The following is a 15,587-nucleotide window of genomic DNA, read 5'->3' as shown; positions in this document are numbered from 1 at the left end:
CTAGGTCATGTAACTGCGCACCAATGCTCCGGCGATCAGCGACCAGCCATCGGCGATGACGAAAAATGCCAGCTTGAACGGCAGTGATACGGTCGCAGGCGGCACCATCATCATCCCCATCGACATCAACACCGCCGCCACCACCAGATCGATGATCAGAAACGGCAGGAAGATCAGGAAACCGATCTGAAAAGCGCGGGCGATCTCTGACAGCATGAAAGACGGCATCAGGATCGACAGCGGCGCCTCGGGCGATAGCGCCATGGCATCGCCACCGGGGCGCAGGGCAGCCATGGAGTGAAACGTATCGGGGTCCAGCCGCGCAGCCATGAAGGCGCGGAACGGTTGGATAGCAATCTCAAGCGCTGGCTCAACCTCCATCGTTTCCTCGACCATCGGTTTGATGCCGGTGGTCCAGGCCTCGGTAAAGACCGGTTCCATGATGAAATAGGTCAGGAACATCGCCAGGCTGACGATCAGCATATTGGGCGGCGATTGCTGCAGCCCAATACCCTGCCGCAAAATGGCCAGAACGGTGATCAGAAACGGAAAACAGGTGATCATGATTGCCAGCCCCGGCGCGAGGCTGAGCACTGTGATCAACAGGATCAGCTGGATGGTCCGCGCCGAGATCGAGCCCCCCTCGCCCAGTGACAGCGACAACTCCTGTGCCGCAGCCAAGGATGGCGACAGGGTCGCAAGCGCAACAACCAGCCAAAGCAGAATCCGCATCAACCGATCCCGTTCTGCAAATCCGCGATCTCGGTCAGGCGTACGGCGAGCTGCCCGGCCTGATCGCCCTCCATCTCTTCCAGCAGGCCACGGGCGACCAGTTGATCACCGACATACAGGTCGACCGGATCCTCGATCCGCTTGTCCAGCGTCAGCACGGCGTTTTCGCCCATGTTCAACAGGTCGCGGATCAGGGGCCGTGCACGTCCGACCGAGACCGTAACCTCGATCGGGACGGCTTCGAACGGGTTGGCTTTTTCGGGTTTCGGGGTCTGGGAATCACTCATGGCTCACTGCCTCTTTTGCCTCAAATACATATGCGTCGAATGCCCCGGCGACCGAGGTGAGCAGCCCGCTGCAATCCACCTCACGCTGCGAGGTGCCGACCTGCAATCGCGCCTGTCCGGCCTCCAGCGACGGGTCTTCGATCACGCGCGTGGGTGAGGACAGGTCTTGCGGCAGCAGGGCCTCAACCTCGTCCGTGCGGCCCGCGGGTACGAATATCTGCATCGGTTGGCCAACCTGTTCACGCGCCATGTCGGTCAGTTGCTCAACCAGCCGTACGGCAAAGCCCCTATCCAGCGTCTCGGGCAGAACAACCTGCACCAGACTTTGAAACATCGGCTCCAGCGACAGGGTCATCCGGGTGACGGCCTCGTGATAGGTAAAGGACATGTCCTCCAGCGATTTGGCCAGTTCAGCCGAGACCTGCCCCCGGCTCTGCTCCTGTGCCTGAACCGCGTCTTCCCAACCGGCGCTGTAGCCTTGTTCAAAGGCGGCCAGCCGGTATTCTTCCAGCGCGTCCTCGTCCAGCAGGTGCAGCTTGCCGCCGCCGGCCTGCAGGGTGAAATCCTCAAGAAGATGGGCAATCGACATCAGACACGCTCCTCCCCTTCTTCGAGCCAGCTGCGCAGGATTTCGACGGTTTCTTCCTGTTTGTCGCCGATCATCGCCCGCAGCCGGTCCACAGGATCAGCGCCCTGCTGCGCGGCCAGCGCCGGAACGTCACCAGCAGGTGCCTGCCCCGGCAGCGAAGTGAATTGTCCATTCTCGTCGGTTGCGATTTCGCCGGTCAGATAGGCCTCAGGCTCCGGAGTGGTCTCCGCAGGCAACAGCGCGGTTACCATCGCCGGTTTCGTCAGAATCGGGCGGATCACGAACAGACCGAGCACCAGCGAGACAATCGCCAGAACCGCCATCTGGATCAGCGACATCGCGTCGAAATGCACCTTTTGCCAGATCGAGGCCGAGGCCATCGTGCCCTGCGGCTCAACCACCGGCAGGTCCAGAGATTTCAGGGTAATGACGTCCCCGCGCGCCTCATCAAACCCAACCGCCGAGGCCACCAGCTCTTTCAAAGCGTCCATCTCGGCCTCGGGCATCGGCTTGAATGCCTCAACCCCGGCCGCGTCCACCGTGCGCGTTCCGTTGACCAGAACCGCCACGGTCAAGCGTTTGATCGCACCGGGAGCGTTGTGAACCTCCAATTCAGTCTCGGAAACCTCATAATTCACTCGCTCGCGCGTCTGCGTCGCGTTGGAGTTCGATTCGTCGCCGCCAGCACCATCCCCATCCGGCAGGTTCGACGCCACCGTGACATCGGCAGACTGGTTGCGGGCACTATCCGAGCGTTCTTCGACATCGGTACTGATGGCGACGCGGCCATTGGGGTCAAAGCGGCGTTCGCGGATGGATTCGGTCTTGGTCACCGTATCGACACTGACCTCGACCACAGCATTCCCGGTGCCGACACGCGCCTCGACCAGCCTCATCACCCGTTCGCGCAGCTGTCGCGCCTTGTCATCCGCCGTATCAGCGGCAACGGCCGTTTCCTGCGCCCCTATCACCGCCCCGTTCGAATCGACGACCGTAACATTCTCGGGTGCCAGACCGCTGACGGCCGAGGCCACCAGAAACCGGATCGCCTTGGCCTGATCGGATGTGACCTGCGCCCCCGACGGCACCAGGTAGACCGAAGCCGTCGGCGCCACGCTGCGCTGGAACGGATTGGTCGACCCGTTGGCGATATGTACCCGCGCCTGGCTGACATGAGGGCTGCCGACAATGGTGCGGGCCAGTTCCCCTTCTTTCGCACGCCAATAGGCGGCATCGAACATTTGTGACGTGGTGCCAAAGCCGCTGAGCGAATCCAGCAGCTCATAGCCCTGATTGCCGTTGGCAGGCAGCCCCTCGCTGGCCAGGGTCATGCGCAGCTCATCCCGCTGCGCCCCGGGCACATAGATCGAGCCGCCCCTGATCTCGTACGTAACCCCGCGCTGTTCCAACGAGCGGACGATATCCCCGGCGGCGCCGCTTTCCAGCCCCGCATAGAGCAGGGTCATCGACGGTGCCGTCACAAGGCGCGACATCGCAAGGACCCCAAGAAATACCAGCACAACCGCACCGGCAACGATGATTTGTTTACGCCTGTCCAAACTTGCCCAGACAGTTCCGATCTGCTGCACGCTCACCTCCGACTCGCCGACATTCTGCCCGGCGCATCCCCTGTTTGGACGATTGCCCTTAACAATCGGTTAGTCCCTGCCGGGTTATGACGATTGCAGAACGGACAAATGAGGACGTCATGACTGACGCGACTGCAGAACAGGCAGAAGCCCCGGAAAAGTCGGGGAAAAAAGGGCTGATCATCGGGGTGATTCTGGCCGTGGCCGGGGCCGCAGGCGGGTATTTCCTGACCACGTCCGGACTGCTGCCTTTCGGCGGCAAAGCCACGGTGGAAGAGGCCAAGGAAAAGGATAAGGGCAAGCCGGTCAAGGCATTGCCGCAGGTGGGTTTCATCGACCTGCCGCCGGTGATCGTGTCGGTGAACGCAGGCGATTCGCGGCATCTGAAATTTCACGCTCAGCTTGAGGTGAACAGCGAATACGCCGCCGATGTCGAGAAGATGAAGCCGCGAATCATGGACATCCTGAACGGCTATCTGCGCGCGGTCGAAGTGTCGGATCTTGAGGATTCACTGGCCCTGATGCGCATCCGCGGCCACCTGCTGCGGCGCATTGAAATTGTCGTCGGCGAGGGGCGCGTGCGCGATGTCCTCGTGATGGAATTCGTATTGAACTAGGAGGCGAAGTTGGAGCTGATTGCAGATATTTTGCTGGTCGCCGGCGCGCTGGGTGCGGGTCTTTATTGTTTTGTGCTGTCCCGGCGGCTCAAGCGGTTCACCGATCTGGAAAAGGGCGTTGGCGGCGCGGTAGCCGTGCTGTCGACCCAGGCCGATGAGCTGAAAAAGTCGCTGGGCGCGGCGCGCGAGGCGTCAGATCAGTCCGGCGAGGTTCTGAAAGAGCTGACGCAACGGGCCGAATCGGTCGCTCAGCGCCTCGAACTGATGATGGCCTCGATGCATGACATCGCTCCGCCCGAAGAAAAGGCTACGAAGACGGCCGAATCGGAACCTGCCAAAACCGCAAAAGAGGCAATCGCACAGCCCGAGGCGGAAGAAGAAACAACCGCAGCAGAGACGGAAGATACGCCTGAGTCGAGCAAAAAGTCTGCTGAGACGGAAGACCGTGTTGAAGTGGCCGACAAGCCGGAAGACACCGCTGAAGCGACGGAAAAGCCCGCAGAGGCGGGCAGCGAAACACCTGCCGCAACCCCGGCCAAGCGGCCCGATGGCCTGATGTTTTTCCGGCACGACCGGTCTCGGGGTGAGGCAGCGACATGACCCGCAAGCCAACCGAAAAACGGCCAAAGAGTGGTGTGCTGGCGGTCATCTCATTGCTGATGATCGGGTCGGCCGCGATTCGCATCGGGTTGGAGGCAGGTCCCGCGCTGGCAAAAGGTGCCGAGCCTGCAATGCCCGAGGCCAAGCAGGCACGGGCCGATTTACCCGGTGCACAGGTTTTGCTGACCGAGTTGCTGCGCCGGGAAGAGACGCTGGAACAGCGCGAGGCGGCAGTCCTGGACAAGGAAAAGGCGCTGGCCATTGCCGATCAGGCGATCAAGACCCGTCTGGTTGCGCTGCAAGAGGCTGAAGAAGCCCTGCGCGAAACGCTCGCGATCGCTGAAAAGGCCGCCGAGTCCGACCTGACGCGCCTGACGGATGTTTATCAAAGCATGAAACCCAAAGACGCCGCCGCCCTGTTTGAGACGATGGACCCGAGCTTTGCCGCCGGCTTTCTGTCACGGATGCCGCCGGACGCGGCGGCGGGCGTTCTGGCCGGGCTGAGCCCCGAGTCCGCCTATACGATCAGCGTCATCATGGCTGGCCGCAACGCGGCAGTGCCGCAGGAATAACATTTCAACCCCGCACAGGGCTTTGCTGGAGACCACCCATGATCGGATTAATCGGAATTGTCGTCATTTTCGCCATGGTGTTCGGCGGCTATCTGGCTGCGGGCGGCAAAATGGCCATCATTATGAAGTCACTGCCGTTTGAGATGATGATGATCGGCGGCGCCGCCGTCGGGGCCTTTATGATCAGCAACGACATGAGCGCCGTCAAACACACCCTCAAAGACATGGGCAAGGTGTTCAAAGGCCCGAAATGGAAGCCCGAGGATTATCGCGATCTGCTGTGCCTGCTGTTTTCGCTGATCCGCATCGCCAAGGCCAACCCGGTCGAGGTTGAGCAACATATCGAAGACCCGGAAAACTCGTCTTTGTTCTCGGCCTACCCCAAAATTCAGGCCGACAGAGAAGCCGTTGATCTGATCTGCGACACGATGCGGTCCGCTTCGATGAACTATGACGATCCGCATCAGGTGGAAGAGGTGCTGGAAAAGCGGATGGAGACGAATTTTCACCACGCCATGCACTCCAGCCACGCCCTGCAAACGGTTGCGGATGGCCTGCCCGCCCTGGGCATCGTGGCGGCGGTTCTGGGGGTGATCAAGACGATGGGCTCGATCGACCAACCGCCTGAGGTATTGGGCAAACTGATCGGCGGCGCGCTGGTGGGGACCTTTCTGGGCGTGTTTCTGGCCTATGGTCTGGTCGGCCCCTTTGCGGGCAAGCTGAAAGCGGTGGTGGAAGAGGACAACCATTTCTATCAGCTGATCAAAGAGGTTCTGGTCGCCAACCTGCACAACCACAATGCCGCCATGTGTATCGAGGTCGGGCGTCAGAACACGCCGACCCATAACCGCCCGGATTTCACCGAGCTTGAAGAAGCGCTGAAAGAACTCAAGCAGGCAGCCGCATGACCCGGTTTGCGCTGATTGTTTCCGCCCTGATCACAGCAGCCACCGGCGCCACCGCGCGGGATGTGACCGTGCGCTCGGGCGAGCATGACGGCTATACAAGACTGGTTGTTCAGGTTCCGCCAGACACCGGCTGGGTATTGAAACAAACGAAAAACGGCGCGCGCCTGAACGTCGCGCTTGAGGATGTGGCGTTTCGAACAGGGGCGGTGTTTCAGCGCCTGACCCAGAACCGCCTGGCCACCCTTTCCCAGGCTGAACCCGGCGCGCCCCTTGAACTGGAGTTCGGTTGCGACTGTGTCGCCTCGGCCTTTCTGTTCAAGAATACGATGATCGTGGTGGACATCGCGCCCGGCACTTTCCTGCCACCGCTTACCAGCGACATTCCGGCTCTGGCTCTGCCCAAAGCCCCGAAGGAAAATATAACGCCCGGGCAGGATCAGAGTATCGCGGCACTTGAACTGCCCTTGCTGAACCTGAACGCGAGCGGGTTCGAAGACCAGCTTGCAACGCGCCTGCTACAGGGTGCTGACCGTGGCATCATCGATCTGAACATTGCCCCGGTGGGGCCACGTGCCTCGGTTGGCAACCAAGGCCTGCTCATGCCGGCTGACGTGGAACTGAACGTTCAGGTAACCTCGATTCTGGACACCCTGAACGGGCTTTTGGGTCCGGATGTTCCTCAGCTGGAACGGCGCCCCCCCTGCGTATCCAGCGCCGAGCTTGCTTTGGATGACTGGTCCGGTGAACACCCGTTTGCCGAACAGACGGCACAGCTGAGGGCGGATCTGTTTCAGGAGTTCGACGCCATCGACAAGACCCGCGCGCTGCAATTGGCAAAGCTCTACGCCTATTCCGGGTTCGGTGCCGAAGCCATCAGAGCACTGGATCTGCTAGGTGAGCGGTCTGTGGAAACCGAACGCATCGCTGCCATTGCCCGCGTTCTGGACGACGCGCCACTGACAGAACCAAATCCGTTTACGGGACTGCAGCGGTGCGATAGCGACGCCGCTTTGTGGGCTGCCCTGACCGAGGGCCGCTTGCATGAAGACGCCAATCTGATCGCGATTGAGCAGACCTTTGCACGCCTGCCAAACCATCTGCGCCGTCACGTCGGGCCAAGGTTATCGGACATTCTGGTGGACGGGCAGGAACTGGAAGCCGCCCGCCGTGTCTTGCGCTCGGTGGATCGTGTCGAGACTCTGGCCAGCGCAGACACCACTCAGGCCAAGGCAAAGGTCGCCACGGCCGAGCACGATGCCCCCCGGACCGAAGCTTTGCTGACCGAAGTGATCGGGGCCCCGGACGCCACGCTGGAAGCCCCGCTGGCGCTGGCCCGGCTGGTTGATAAACGCTGGCTGGAGCGTGGGGCTGTCTCACCGCAAGAGCTGGATCTGGCGGAATCCTACACGGTCGAGTTTCGCCGGTCGGATATCGGCCTGATGATGCAACAAACGCACGCGGTTGCCCTGAGCCTTGGGCAGGAATTCGATGCAGCGTTGGACGTGGTGGCAGAGCTGCCCGAGGATGACGGCTCAGCCGAGACGCTTAACCGCGTGGTGTTCGTTCTGACCGAACGGGCCGACGATGCCACCTTTCTGCGCCGCATCCTGAGCCTGCGCCAAGCCCAGACACAGGGGCTGACAACCGATGCGGCAATTGCGGTTGCAGACCGGTTGGCCGAGCTGGGGTTTGCAAGGCAGGCGCAGGCCCTGGCGAAACGCCCTCAGGACAGGCTCAAGCGCGGGGAACGGGCCCGGTTACGAGCCAAGGCAGCGCTGCTGGCGCAACGCCCGCATCAGGCGATGCTTGAGCTGGGCGATGATTCCACGGAGCAGGCCGTTTCACTGCGGGCCGCAGCCCTGCAGGCCGCGGGCGATTTCGCGGCGGCGGGCGAGTTGATGCGCGCTTCGGGACACGTGGAGGAAGCGAACCGGCTGTTCTGGCTGGCCGATCTGACGGAAAAGGCGGATCAAGATGACGGTACGAAATTCAGTCGTGTTGCGAAAGAAACCCAGAGTTTGAAAGCCTCACCGCTGCGCGTTCCTGAAAAACCACTGGCCGACGCGGAAGCCCTGTTGCAGGACAGTGCCGACACCCGACAAAGGATTGCCGACCTCTTCGCGATGTTGAAGGAATTATAAAACAGGCTCTAACACGCTAGAAAACCGGTACCAGAACGTAGTCACCCGGATCAGTGGCCGGTCGCCCACCGCTCAGGGGCCGAAAATAAAGGGCGACAAGTCAGCGTATCGGGAGTTCGGGGTAACCCAGCCCAGAATGACATTGCGGATCGCCTCGGCACGCGCCGCGCCGATGACCGGGGCGGCGAATTCCATGTATTTGGCGATCACCTCATCCCGGCTGATCGGAGCTTCGGGGCCGCCGCGGGCGTGAATGTCTCCGGATTCCAATACCCGCCCATCGGTGGTGGCGATGCTGACATCTGCCCAGCGGCCCTCGGGAAATCGGCAGTTGTGCCGGTCAGATTCAGCCACGCTGATACGCGTCATCAAATCTGCCACGGCCAGGTCAGACAGCCCCGAGCCGGAAATGTGCTCGACACCGATCCGGCCGTATATGGCCTGCACTGCCACGGCAAAGGGCAGAGAATACTGGGCCTGAGACGTCGTATCCGGCATTCCGGCGTACAGGCAGATCGCCTGGTGGAAGCTGTTGATCTGAATGGATTTAATTCGATCATGGGGCAGGGTGTTGTCCAGCATCACTGCCCGGACGCCATCTATCGCCGCATGGGCCCAGCGGCAGATCGGATAGGGTTTCACATATTGATGCTCAACCTGCCAGAACTGCCCCAGATCGGCCCAATAGGGGGCAGCAGCCTGGGCTTCGATTGTGATGGCAGGTGCGCCAGTAAAGCCACGCTCGGCCAGAATTGCGGCAGAAATACCAACCAACGCGCCCCAGCCCGAGCCGTCATGCAGCATCGTCGGGTTGGCAATCTCGCGCATCATCTGGCTGCGGGGGCCGTGGTACTCGGCAATCCCCATCGCCTGCCGCATCTGTTCGGATGTGAACCCCCGCAGCCGCGCCGCCATCGCCACCACGCCCAGCGCGTTCCACGCACCCGAGGTGTGGTAATCGCTGACCGACGCGTGCAACGACAACCCGGCGCGACCGGCGATTTCATAACCGGTGATCACAGCAGCCAGAGCTTCGGGCCCCGTCAGGTCAGGCCGATGTTCCGCCAGAGCGATCAGTGCCGGCAGAACCACAACCCCGATATGCCCTTTGGTCGGGTTATATCCATCATGCCCGTCCAGATTGTCGGTCTGGGTAGCGGCGGCATAGGCCGCACCTGCCATGCTGACCGGGCGGCCGTCGAACATCATCCGCGTGCTGTAGGCCGGATCGGAACTTGCATAGAGCAGCGCCGCCGTGTCGCGTGCAATCACCCCGGCCTCCATCGGGCCCGAGGCGATCAGGATGCCCATCGTGTCCAGCATCATCAGCGCCGCTGCCTCTTTGGCGCTGTCCGGCATCTGGTCAGCCGGGCGTTTCAGGGCAAAATCGGCAACGCGCATCATGGTATCGGTCATGAGGCGCCCTCTGTCACCGGGTGGATGTCGCGCAATCGGTGACCCTTGGGGTCAAAGGGCGGTTCCGCGAGAATTTTGGCCCTGTGCCGCTTGCCCAGGATGAAGATTTCGACCGTATCACCCGGACCAGCCACTTTGGGGTCAGCATATCCGATGGCCAGAGACTTGCCGACCGAATACCCATACGCGCCCGAGGTCACGCGCCCCACGGGTGTGCCGTCGGGGGTAAAAATCGGCTCACCGCCTGAGGCATCGGCAACATCAGCGTCGACCTCGAAGATCGACAGAACCTCGCGCGCCGGATTGTCCTTGATGGCAAGGTAAGCGTCTTTGTGCAGGAAGGTCTTGTCCAGCTTGATCAGGCCAGTCAGCCCCACCTCTTGCGGCCAGTATTCCTGGGAATACTCACGGCCCCATGAGCCATAGCCCTTTTCGATACGCAACGACCCCAGGGCGCGGCCACCGACCGGGCCGCCATTCATTGCCTTTGCGGCCTCTAAAAGCGCAGAATAGAGCCTGATTTGGTCGGATTCAGCGCAGTGCAATTCCCATCCCAGATCGCCGGTAAAGCTGACGCGGATGGCCAGACAGGTGACCCCGGCGACCTCGATCATGCGGGACCGCATAAAGCGGAAGCCATCGCTGCTCAGATCCGCATTGGTCAGCCGCTGCAACAGATCACGCGATTTCGGCCCCGCAACGTTGAAGCCAGCGATGCGGTTGGTAGCAACCTCAAAGGTAGTACCCTCGGGCAGATCGACCATGTTGAAGAAGCGCTGGTGATAGCGCTCGGCCATGCCCGAGCCGATCATCATATACTCGTCGTCAGCGACCTTGGTGATGGTGAAATCACCGGCCACCCCTCCGCGGACCGAGATCAGCGGGGTCAGGCAGGACCGCCCAACTTCGATCGGCACCCGGTTGGCGACCAGACGGTCGAGCCAGTCATATGCCCCCGGCCCCTTGATCACGTAATTGGCAAAGTTCGAGATATCGATGACCCCGACCGCATCGCGCAACATGCGGACTTCACGCCCCACGGGCCCCCACCAGTTCTGGCGGGTGAAACCGTTGGTCTCGGTCACGCCGGGCTGATTGGCAAACCAAAGCGGGTGTTCCCAACCGCAGTTCAGGCCAAAGACGCAGCCCATGTCCTTTTGCATCTGATAGGCCGGGCGCACACGGGCAGGACGACCGGCGCTGCGTTCTTCGTTCGGGAAGTGGATGGCAAAACGGTGTGTGTAGACATCCTCGACCCGTGCTTTAGTGAATTTCTTGTCGGCCCAGTCACCGAACCGAGCCAGATCCCAGGCGAACATGTCATATTGCGGCTCGCCCTCGATCATCCATTGCGCCGACAGCAGGCCAAGACCGCCGGATTGCGAGAATCCGGGGATGATCCCGGTGCAGCAGAAATAGTTCTGCAACTCGGGCACCGGCCCCCAAAGCGCGTTGGAATCCGGGGACCAGATCATCGGCCCGTTGATCACCCGCTTGACGCCTGCAGTCGCGGCCACGGGCACGCGTTCGGTGGCGCGGATGACGTTCTCCATGATCCGGTCCAGATCGTCGGGGAACAGGTCATGGGCAAAGTCCAGCGGCGTGCCGTTTTCGGCCCAGAACCGCATATCTTTCTCATAGGCGCCGATCAGCAGGCCGTTGCCTTCCTGACGGAAATAATACTCACCGTCCCGGTCCGCGATCGAGGGCAGACGGCGACCCAGATTGGCGACCTCATCAATGGCCTCGGTGACAAAGTACTGGTGTTCGGTCGGTTGCAGCGGCAGCTCGATCCCGGCCAGCGCGGCCACCTCGCGCCCCCAGAGGCCACCTGCGTTCACCACCCATTGCGTTTGAATGTCACCCTTTTCGGTGCGCACGATCCATGAGCCATCAAGCTGCTGATCAGTGCCTATTACAGGGCAAAACCGCTCAATCGTGGCCCCCAGAGCACGCGCACCGGTGGCATAGGCCATGGTCACACCGGACGGGTCCACGTTGCCGCCATCGGGTTCGTACATGATACAGCGGATGTCGTCGAACTGCGCCAGCGGGTGCAATTCCTTGGCCTGTTCCCGGCTGATCTCATAGAAGTTCAGACCGTAGAACTTCGCCTTGGCCTCTTGCAGGCGCAGCTGGTGCTCGCGATTTTCGGTCTGTGCCAGATACAGCGATCCGGGCTGGAACACACCGCACCCCTGCCCGGTTTCCTTTTCCAGCTCTTTATACAGGTTCATCGTATAATGCTGGATACGGGTGATGTTGTTGTTGTCGTGCAGCCCATGAATGTTGGCCGCCGCGTGCCAGGTCGAGCCCGAAGTCAGCTCATCCCGTTCCAGCAGGATCACATCGGTCCAGCCGAGCTTGGCTAGATGGTAGAGGATCGAACAACCAACAAGACCGCCTCCGATCACAACGGCCTGAGCGTGGGTTTTCATGGGCGGACCTCCTGCTTGCGAACTAAGCGCTTGTTGGAAAGTCAGCCACAGGTCAGGGGCAGCTTATGCTCTGTTCCCGACGCGAAATGTCGGGAACAGAGCGTGGATCGCCGGTTTTGATCAGTAAGGTGCCTCGACATCGTTCATCGAAACGTAAACCGTCTTCATCTCGCTGAAGTGGTTGATCGCCAGTTTCGAGTTCTCACGGCCAACGCCCGACATCTTGGACCCGCCGAACGGCGCCTCAACCGGGGCGAGGTTGTAGGTGTTGATATAGCAGGTGCCCGCCTCGAAACCCGCCACGATACGGTGGGCGCGGGTCAGGTCGTTGGTAAAGACGCCTGCGGCCAGGCCGAATTCGGTGTCATTGGCGCGGGCCATGACCTCTTCTTCGGTGTCGAAATCCAGCACCGACATGACCGGGCCAAAGATCTCCTCGCGTGCGATGGTCATGTCGTCGGTCACATCGGCAAAGACGGTGGGCTGCATGTAGAAACCATCGCCGTCGATCCGCTCGCCACCATAGACCAGACGAGCGCCCTCGGCCTTGCCCTTTTCGATATAGCCCAGCGCGATGTTCATCTGGTTTTCGCTGACCATGGGGCCAAAGTTGACCTCTTCATCCAGCGGATCGCCGATTTTCGCGGTTGCCAGACGTTCGGACAGGCGGGCAAGGAAGGCTTCTTTGATGCCTTTCTGCACGAACACGCGGGTACCGTTGGAACACACCTGACCCGAGGAATAGAAATTCCCCAGAATCGCGCCCGACACGGCGTTTTCGATATCGGCATCATCAAACACGATCATCGGGGACTTTCCGCCCAACTCCATGGTCACGTGCTTCATGCCATCCGCTGCGGCAGTATAGACCTTGCGGCCCGTCGGCACCGAGCCGGTCAGCGAGACCTTGGCGGCGCGCGGGTCGGTCACCAGCGACGCGCCGACATCGCCATAGCCTTGTACGACGTTATAGACGCCTTTGGGTGCGCCAGCCTCGATCAGAATCTCGGCCACCTGCAACGCGGACAGAGGCGTGGTTTCCGACGGTTTGAAGATCATCGTGTTGCCGCAGGCCAGCGCAGGCGCCCCCTTCCAGCAGGCGATCTGGGTCGGATAGTTCCACGCACCGATACCGACGCAGACGCCCAGCGCCTCGCGGATCGTGTACACGAAGTCGCCGCCGCCCAGCGGGATGTGCTCGCCGGTCAGCGAGGCCGCCAGACCGCCGAAATATTCCAGCGCGTCCGCGCCGCTGGTCGCGTCGGCCACCAGCGTTTCCTGAAGGGGTTTGCCGGTGTCGTGGGTTTCCAGAACCGACAGCTCGTGGTTGCGCTCACGCATGATGTCGGCGGCACGGCGCAGAACGCGGCCGCGCTCGGTTCCCGACATGGCCGCCCACTCAGCCTGCGCGGTTTTCGCACTGTTTAGAGCCTGATTTATGATCTCAGGCGTGGCGGAATGCAGCCGCGCGATGACCTCTCCGGTGGCCGGATAGATGACGTCGATCGGGGCGCCATTGGTGTCTTCGACATATTCGCCATTGATGAAATGGCTGGCCTTGGGCTGAAACTTCATGCCGCGTCCTTTTCTGTTCGGATGTCCCTTTGAGACAGGGAAATGAGTGCGTTGCGCACGGGAATATCTTTTATTGATTGGCCAGTCAATAAACGCGTAGGCAGGCGTGTTCTTGCTTAGCCAAAAGGGTCTACTCTTGAAATGAAAGGTTAATGTTCTATTTATGTTCTACACAGTCAGAGGATCACCCGATGACCCGGAACATGCGAAATTCTGCCTCAAGCGGCCCGACAAACGACTATCATCTGCTGCCCGTCACCGACCGGCAGATGCGCTATGCCCGCGCCATCGCGGAACAGTCGGCGCTGGATATTCCGGTCGAGGCACAGCGCGACCGGCGGTCGATGTCAGCCTGGATATCGGCGCAAAAACCGAATGATCCGTCGCCCTTTGCAAATTACCCGACGGGCAAGCAGATCGCTTTTGCCGAGCGTATTTCACGCAGCAAGCGCAGGCCGATCCCGTCCGAGTGCTTCCGCGACAAACAGATGATGTCGCGCTGGATCGATCACAACAAATAACCCTTGATCAGAGTCTATTCCTGGCTGTGTGTGCGGGCGTACAAAGCAACGGCAGCGGCGACAAACATGCCCAGCAGGATATATCCGGTCACGGCCTCGGCCACAGCCAGCCCGCGGCACAGGCCGGTGGGGGACATGTCCCCGTACCCGACCGTGGTGAAGGTGACATATGAGAAATAGAGGATATCCGCAGGCCCCTTCGCCCCAAGCACGCAATTGTCGGTGTATCCGAACGCGCCATAGACGGCAGCAAACAGGAAGGGAACAACCTGGATGAAGGACACCCCCATCAGGAACAAAAGCCGCCGCGGGGATTTCACCTGCGTCATGTAGAACCAGGATTGCGAGACGATCCACAGCACAAGCCCCACCGATGCGAATGTGCCGATCGTGTCCCCGGCGGCGGCCTCACTCAGACGCGACAGGCCGAACCACGCAAGGAAGCTGGCGACGACCATGCCTGCGGCGGCCAGAAACGTCGATTTCCATTCTGCCAAAGTCGTGGGCTTGCGGGCCATGGGGCCTCCAACACGCTGATATCGCCTGAATTATCCAGATTCCAATGCGTCGCTGCAACCGGAATTGCGAACAGGCCTAGCCGGCGCCCAGATGCTCTTGCCCGCGCGACCGCGCCAGCTGGATCTGTTTCTGCCGCTCACGGAACCGCATCTTGTCAGCCTCGGAGGTCTCGTTGATGCACTGATGGCAGGACACGCCATGTTCATATTCGGGGCGTTTCATGTCCTCGGGCAGGATCGGGCGGCGGCAACCGTGACACAGGTTGTGTGGTCCTGCGACCAGCCCGTGACCGACGGACACGCGGTTGTCGAACACGAAACACTCCCCCTGCCAGGTGCTGTCCTCGGCGGGCATCTCCTCGAGATAGCGCAGGATGCCGCCCTTCAGGTGATAGACATCCTCGACCCCCTGCCCCAGCAGGAAATTGGTGGATTTCTCACAGCGGATACCACCGGTGCAGAACATGGCGACGCGCTTGTTGTGGAAGCGGTCCTTGTTTTCCTCCCACCAGGCCGGGAAATCGCGGAAACTGGCTGTTTCAGGGTCTATTGCGCCCTCGAATGTGCCAATCGCCACTTCGTAATCGTTGCGGGTGTCGATCACCACCACATCATCCGAGCGGATCAGATCGTTCCAGTCCTCGGGCTCGACATAATTGCCGACACGGGCGCGCGGATCGATATCCGGCTGGCCCATGGTCACGATCTCTTTTTTCAGGCGCACTTTCATCTTGCCGAAGGGCGGGTGGTCGGCGGTGGCCTCTTTCCAGTCCAGATCGGCACAGCCCGGCAGCGCGCGGATATGGGCCAGCACCGCGTCGATCCCGGCGCGGGGGCCTGCGATGGTGCCATTAATCCCCTCTTGCGCCAGCAGCAGCGTGCCTTTGACCGATTGCGCGCGGCACAGGTCAAGCAGCGGCTCGCGCAGTGCGGCGGGATCGGCGAAACGGGTGAAATGGTACAGGGCAGCGATCGTATACATGCCTGTGATCTAAACCTGCAGGTCCAGTGCCGCAAGCCATCGGGTGACTGCCCGGCGCAAGATTGACGATCCCGCCCCCGCCCCGTACCGATAGAAAGCCCG

Annotated in this window: 15 protein-coding genes; 6 read left to right on the top strand and 9 right to left on the bottom strand. The window is 61.1% G+C overall.

The window, feature by feature from the left end; translation table 11 throughout:
- The 4 genes from fliP to fliF are packed head-to-tail and all read right to left on the bottom strand — an operon-like array spanning position 1 to position 3,197.
- Positions 1–732, bottom strand: a complete 732-nt coding sequence (gene fliP / locus ACR0DO_RS08875) for a flagellar type III secretion system pore protein FliP (protein ID WP_480558022.1) — start codon at positions 730–732, stop codon at positions 1–3.
- Complete coding sequence (locus ACR0DO_RS08870; protein ID WP_170401225.1) at positions 732–1,019, bottom strand: FliM/FliN family flagellar motor switch protein; 288 nt, start codon at positions 1,017–1,019, stop codon at positions 732–734. The genes fliP and ACR0DO_RS08870 overlap by 1 nt, the downstream gene beginning before the upstream one ends.
- Positions 1,012–1,608 (bottom strand): FliH/SctL family protein, encoded by a 597-nt coding sequence (locus ACR0DO_RS08865; RefSeq protein WP_480558020.1) that lies wholly within the window; start codon positions 1,606–1,608, stop codon positions 1,012–1,014. Before ACR0DO_RS08865 ends, ACR0DO_RS08870 begins: the two co-directional genes overlap by 8 nt.
- A complete protein-coding gene (gene fliF, locus ACR0DO_RS08860) occupies positions 1,608–3,197 on the bottom strand; it encodes a flagellar basal-body MS-ring/collar protein FliF (RefSeq protein WP_480558018.1) in 1,590 nt (529 codons plus the stop codon). Before fliF ends, ACR0DO_RS08865 begins: the two co-directional genes overlap by 1 nt.
- A gap of 119 nt (positions 3,198–3,316) precedes the next feature.
- Here fliF and ACR0DO_RS08855 point away from each other — a divergent pair, with 119 nt between their 5' ends.
- The 5 genes from ACR0DO_RS08855 to ACR0DO_RS08835 are packed head-to-tail and all read left to right on the top strand — an operon-like array spanning position 3,317 to position 8,035.
- Positions 3,317–3,814, top strand: a complete 498-nt coding sequence (locus ACR0DO_RS08855; protein ID WP_480558016.1) for a flagellar basal body-associated FliL family protein — start codon at positions 3,317–3,319, stop codon at positions 3,812–3,814.
- 9 nt (positions 3,815–3,823) lie between these two features.
- Positions 3,824–4,414: a hypothetical protein gene (locus ACR0DO_RS08850; protein ID WP_480558014.1), complete on the top strand. Its 591-nt coding sequence runs from the start codon at positions 3,824–3,826 to the stop codon at positions 4,412–4,414.
- The gene (locus tag ACR0DO_RS08845) at positions 4,411–4,986 is read left to right on the top strand and encodes a MotE family protein (protein ID WP_480558012.1); all 576 of its coding nucleotides are present in this window, start codon (positions 4,411–4,413) and stop codon (positions 4,984–4,986) included. Before ACR0DO_RS08850 ends, ACR0DO_RS08845 begins: the two co-directional genes overlap by 4 nt.
- Positions 4,987–5,024: 38 nt before the next feature.
- On the top strand, positions 5,025–5,894 hold the full coding sequence (gene motA / locus ACR0DO_RS08840; RefSeq protein ID WP_480558010.1) for a flagellar motor stator protein MotA: 870 nt from the start codon (positions 5,025–5,027) through the stop codon (positions 5,892–5,894).
- Positions 5,891–8,035: a hypothetical protein gene (locus ACR0DO_RS08835; protein WP_480558008.1), complete on the top strand. Its 2,145-nt coding sequence runs from the start codon at positions 5,891–5,893 to the stop codon at positions 8,033–8,035. The genes motA and ACR0DO_RS08835 overlap by 4 nt, the downstream gene beginning before the upstream one ends.
- Positions 8,036–8,107: 72 nt before the next feature.
- On the opposite strand, the gene ACR0DO_RS08830 is transcribed toward ACR0DO_RS08835, so the two are convergent.
- The 3 genes from ACR0DO_RS08830 to betB all read right to left on the bottom strand — a co-directional run bounded on the left by ACR0DO_RS08830 (position 8,108) and on the right by betB (position 13,464).
- Positions 8,108–9,451, bottom strand: coding sequence for an MmgE/PrpD family protein (locus ACR0DO_RS08830; RefSeq protein WP_480558006.1), 1,344 nt, complete (start codon positions 9,449–9,451; stop codon positions 8,108–8,110).
- Positions 9,448–11,889, bottom strand: coding sequence for a GcvT family protein (locus tag ACR0DO_RS08825; RefSeq protein ID WP_480558005.1), 2,442 nt, complete (start codon positions 11,887–11,889; stop codon positions 9,448–9,450). The genes ACR0DO_RS08830 and ACR0DO_RS08825 overlap by 4 nt, the downstream gene beginning before the upstream one ends.
- 120 nt (positions 11,890–12,009) lie before the next feature.
- Complete coding sequence (betB, locus tag ACR0DO_RS08820; protein WP_480558003.1) at positions 12,010–13,464, bottom strand: betaine-aldehyde dehydrogenase; 1,455 nt, start codon at positions 13,462–13,464, stop codon at positions 12,010–12,012.
- A 191-nt stretch (positions 13,465–13,655) separates the two neighbouring features.
- Here betB and ACR0DO_RS08815 point away from each other — a divergent pair, with 191 nt between their 5' ends.
- The gene (locus ACR0DO_RS08815; RefSeq protein WP_480558001.1) at positions 13,656–13,985 is read left to right on the top strand and encodes a hypothetical protein; all 330 of its coding nucleotides are present in this window, start codon (positions 13,656–13,658) and stop codon (positions 13,983–13,985) included.
- 14 nt (positions 13,986–13,999) lie between these two features.
- Here the strand turns inward: ACR0DO_RS08815 and ACR0DO_RS08810 are convergent, their stop codons facing one another.
- Both ACR0DO_RS08810 and trhO read right to left on the bottom strand, forming a co-directional pair.
- The gene (locus tag ACR0DO_RS08810) at positions 14,000–14,503 is read right to left on the bottom strand and encodes an ion channel (protein WP_480557999.1); all 504 of its coding nucleotides are present in this window, start codon (positions 14,501–14,503) and stop codon (positions 14,000–14,002) included.
- Between the two features lie 76 nt (positions 14,504–14,579).
- A complete protein-coding gene (trhO, locus tag ACR0DO_RS08805) occupies positions 14,580–15,485 on the bottom strand; it encodes an oxygen-dependent tRNA uridine(34) hydroxylase TrhO (protein WP_480557997.1) in 906 nt (301 codons plus the stop codon).
- Positions 15,486–15,587 lie beyond the last annotated feature (102 nt).

The sequence above is a fragment of the Ruegeria sp. AM9 genome (genome assembly GCF_056540565.1).
This window is presented reverse-complemented; position numbering and strand designations above follow the sequence as displayed.

What these genes read in the sequence shown, in the direction of transcription:
- fliP (WP_480558022.1), bottom strand. Translation starts at nt 732, where the DNA reads ATGCGGATTCTGCTTTGGCTGGTTGTTGCGCTTGCGACCCTGTCGCCA.
- ACR0DO_RS08870 (WP_170401225.1), bottom strand. Translation starts at nt 1,019, where the DNA reads ATGAGTGATTCCCAGACCCCGAAACCCGAAAAAGCCAACCCGTTCGAA.
- ACR0DO_RS08865 (WP_480558020.1), bottom strand. Translation starts at nt 1,608, where the DNA reads ATGTCGATTGCCCATCTTCTTGAGGATTTCACCCTGCAGGCCGGCGGC.
- ACR0DO_RS08855 (WP_480558016.1), top strand. Translation starts at nt 3,317, where the DNA reads ATGACTGACGCGACTGCAGAACAGGCAGAAGCCCCGGAAAAGTCGGGG.
- ACR0DO_RS08845 (WP_480558012.1), top strand. Translation starts at nt 4,411, where the DNA reads ATGACCCGCAAGCCAACCGAAAAACGGCCAAAGAGTGGTGTGCTGGCG.
- motA (WP_480558010.1), top strand. Translation starts at nt 5,025, where the DNA reads ATGATCGGATTAATCGGAATTGTCGTCATTTTCGCCATGGTGTTCGGC.
- ACR0DO_RS08835 (WP_480558008.1), top strand. Translation starts at nt 5,891, where the DNA reads ATGACCCGGTTTGCGCTGATTGTTTCCGCCCTGATCACAGCAGCCACC.
- ACR0DO_RS08830 (WP_480558006.1), bottom strand. Translation starts at nt 9,451, where the DNA reads ATGACCGATACCATGATGCGCGTTGCCGATTTTGCCCTGAAACGCCCG.
- ACR0DO_RS08825 (WP_480558005.1), bottom strand. Translation starts at nt 11,889, where the DNA reads ATGAAAACCCACGCTCAGGCCGTTGTGATCGGAGGCGGTCTTGTTGGT.
- betB (WP_480558003.1), bottom strand. Translation starts at nt 13,464, where the DNA reads ATGAAGTTTCAGCCCAAGGCCAGCCATTTCATCAATGGCGAATATGTC.
- ACR0DO_RS08815 (WP_480558001.1), top strand. Translation starts at nt 13,656, where the DNA reads ATGACCCGGAACATGCGAAATTCTGCCTCAAGCGGCCCGACAAACGAC.
- ACR0DO_RS08810 (WP_480557999.1), bottom strand. Translation starts at nt 14,503, where the DNA reads ATGGCCCGCAAGCCCACGACTTTGGCAGAATGGAAATCGACGTTTCTG.
- trhO (WP_480557997.1), bottom strand. Translation starts at nt 15,485, where the DNA reads ATGTATACGATCGCTGCCCTGTACCATTTCACCCGTTTCGCCGATCCC.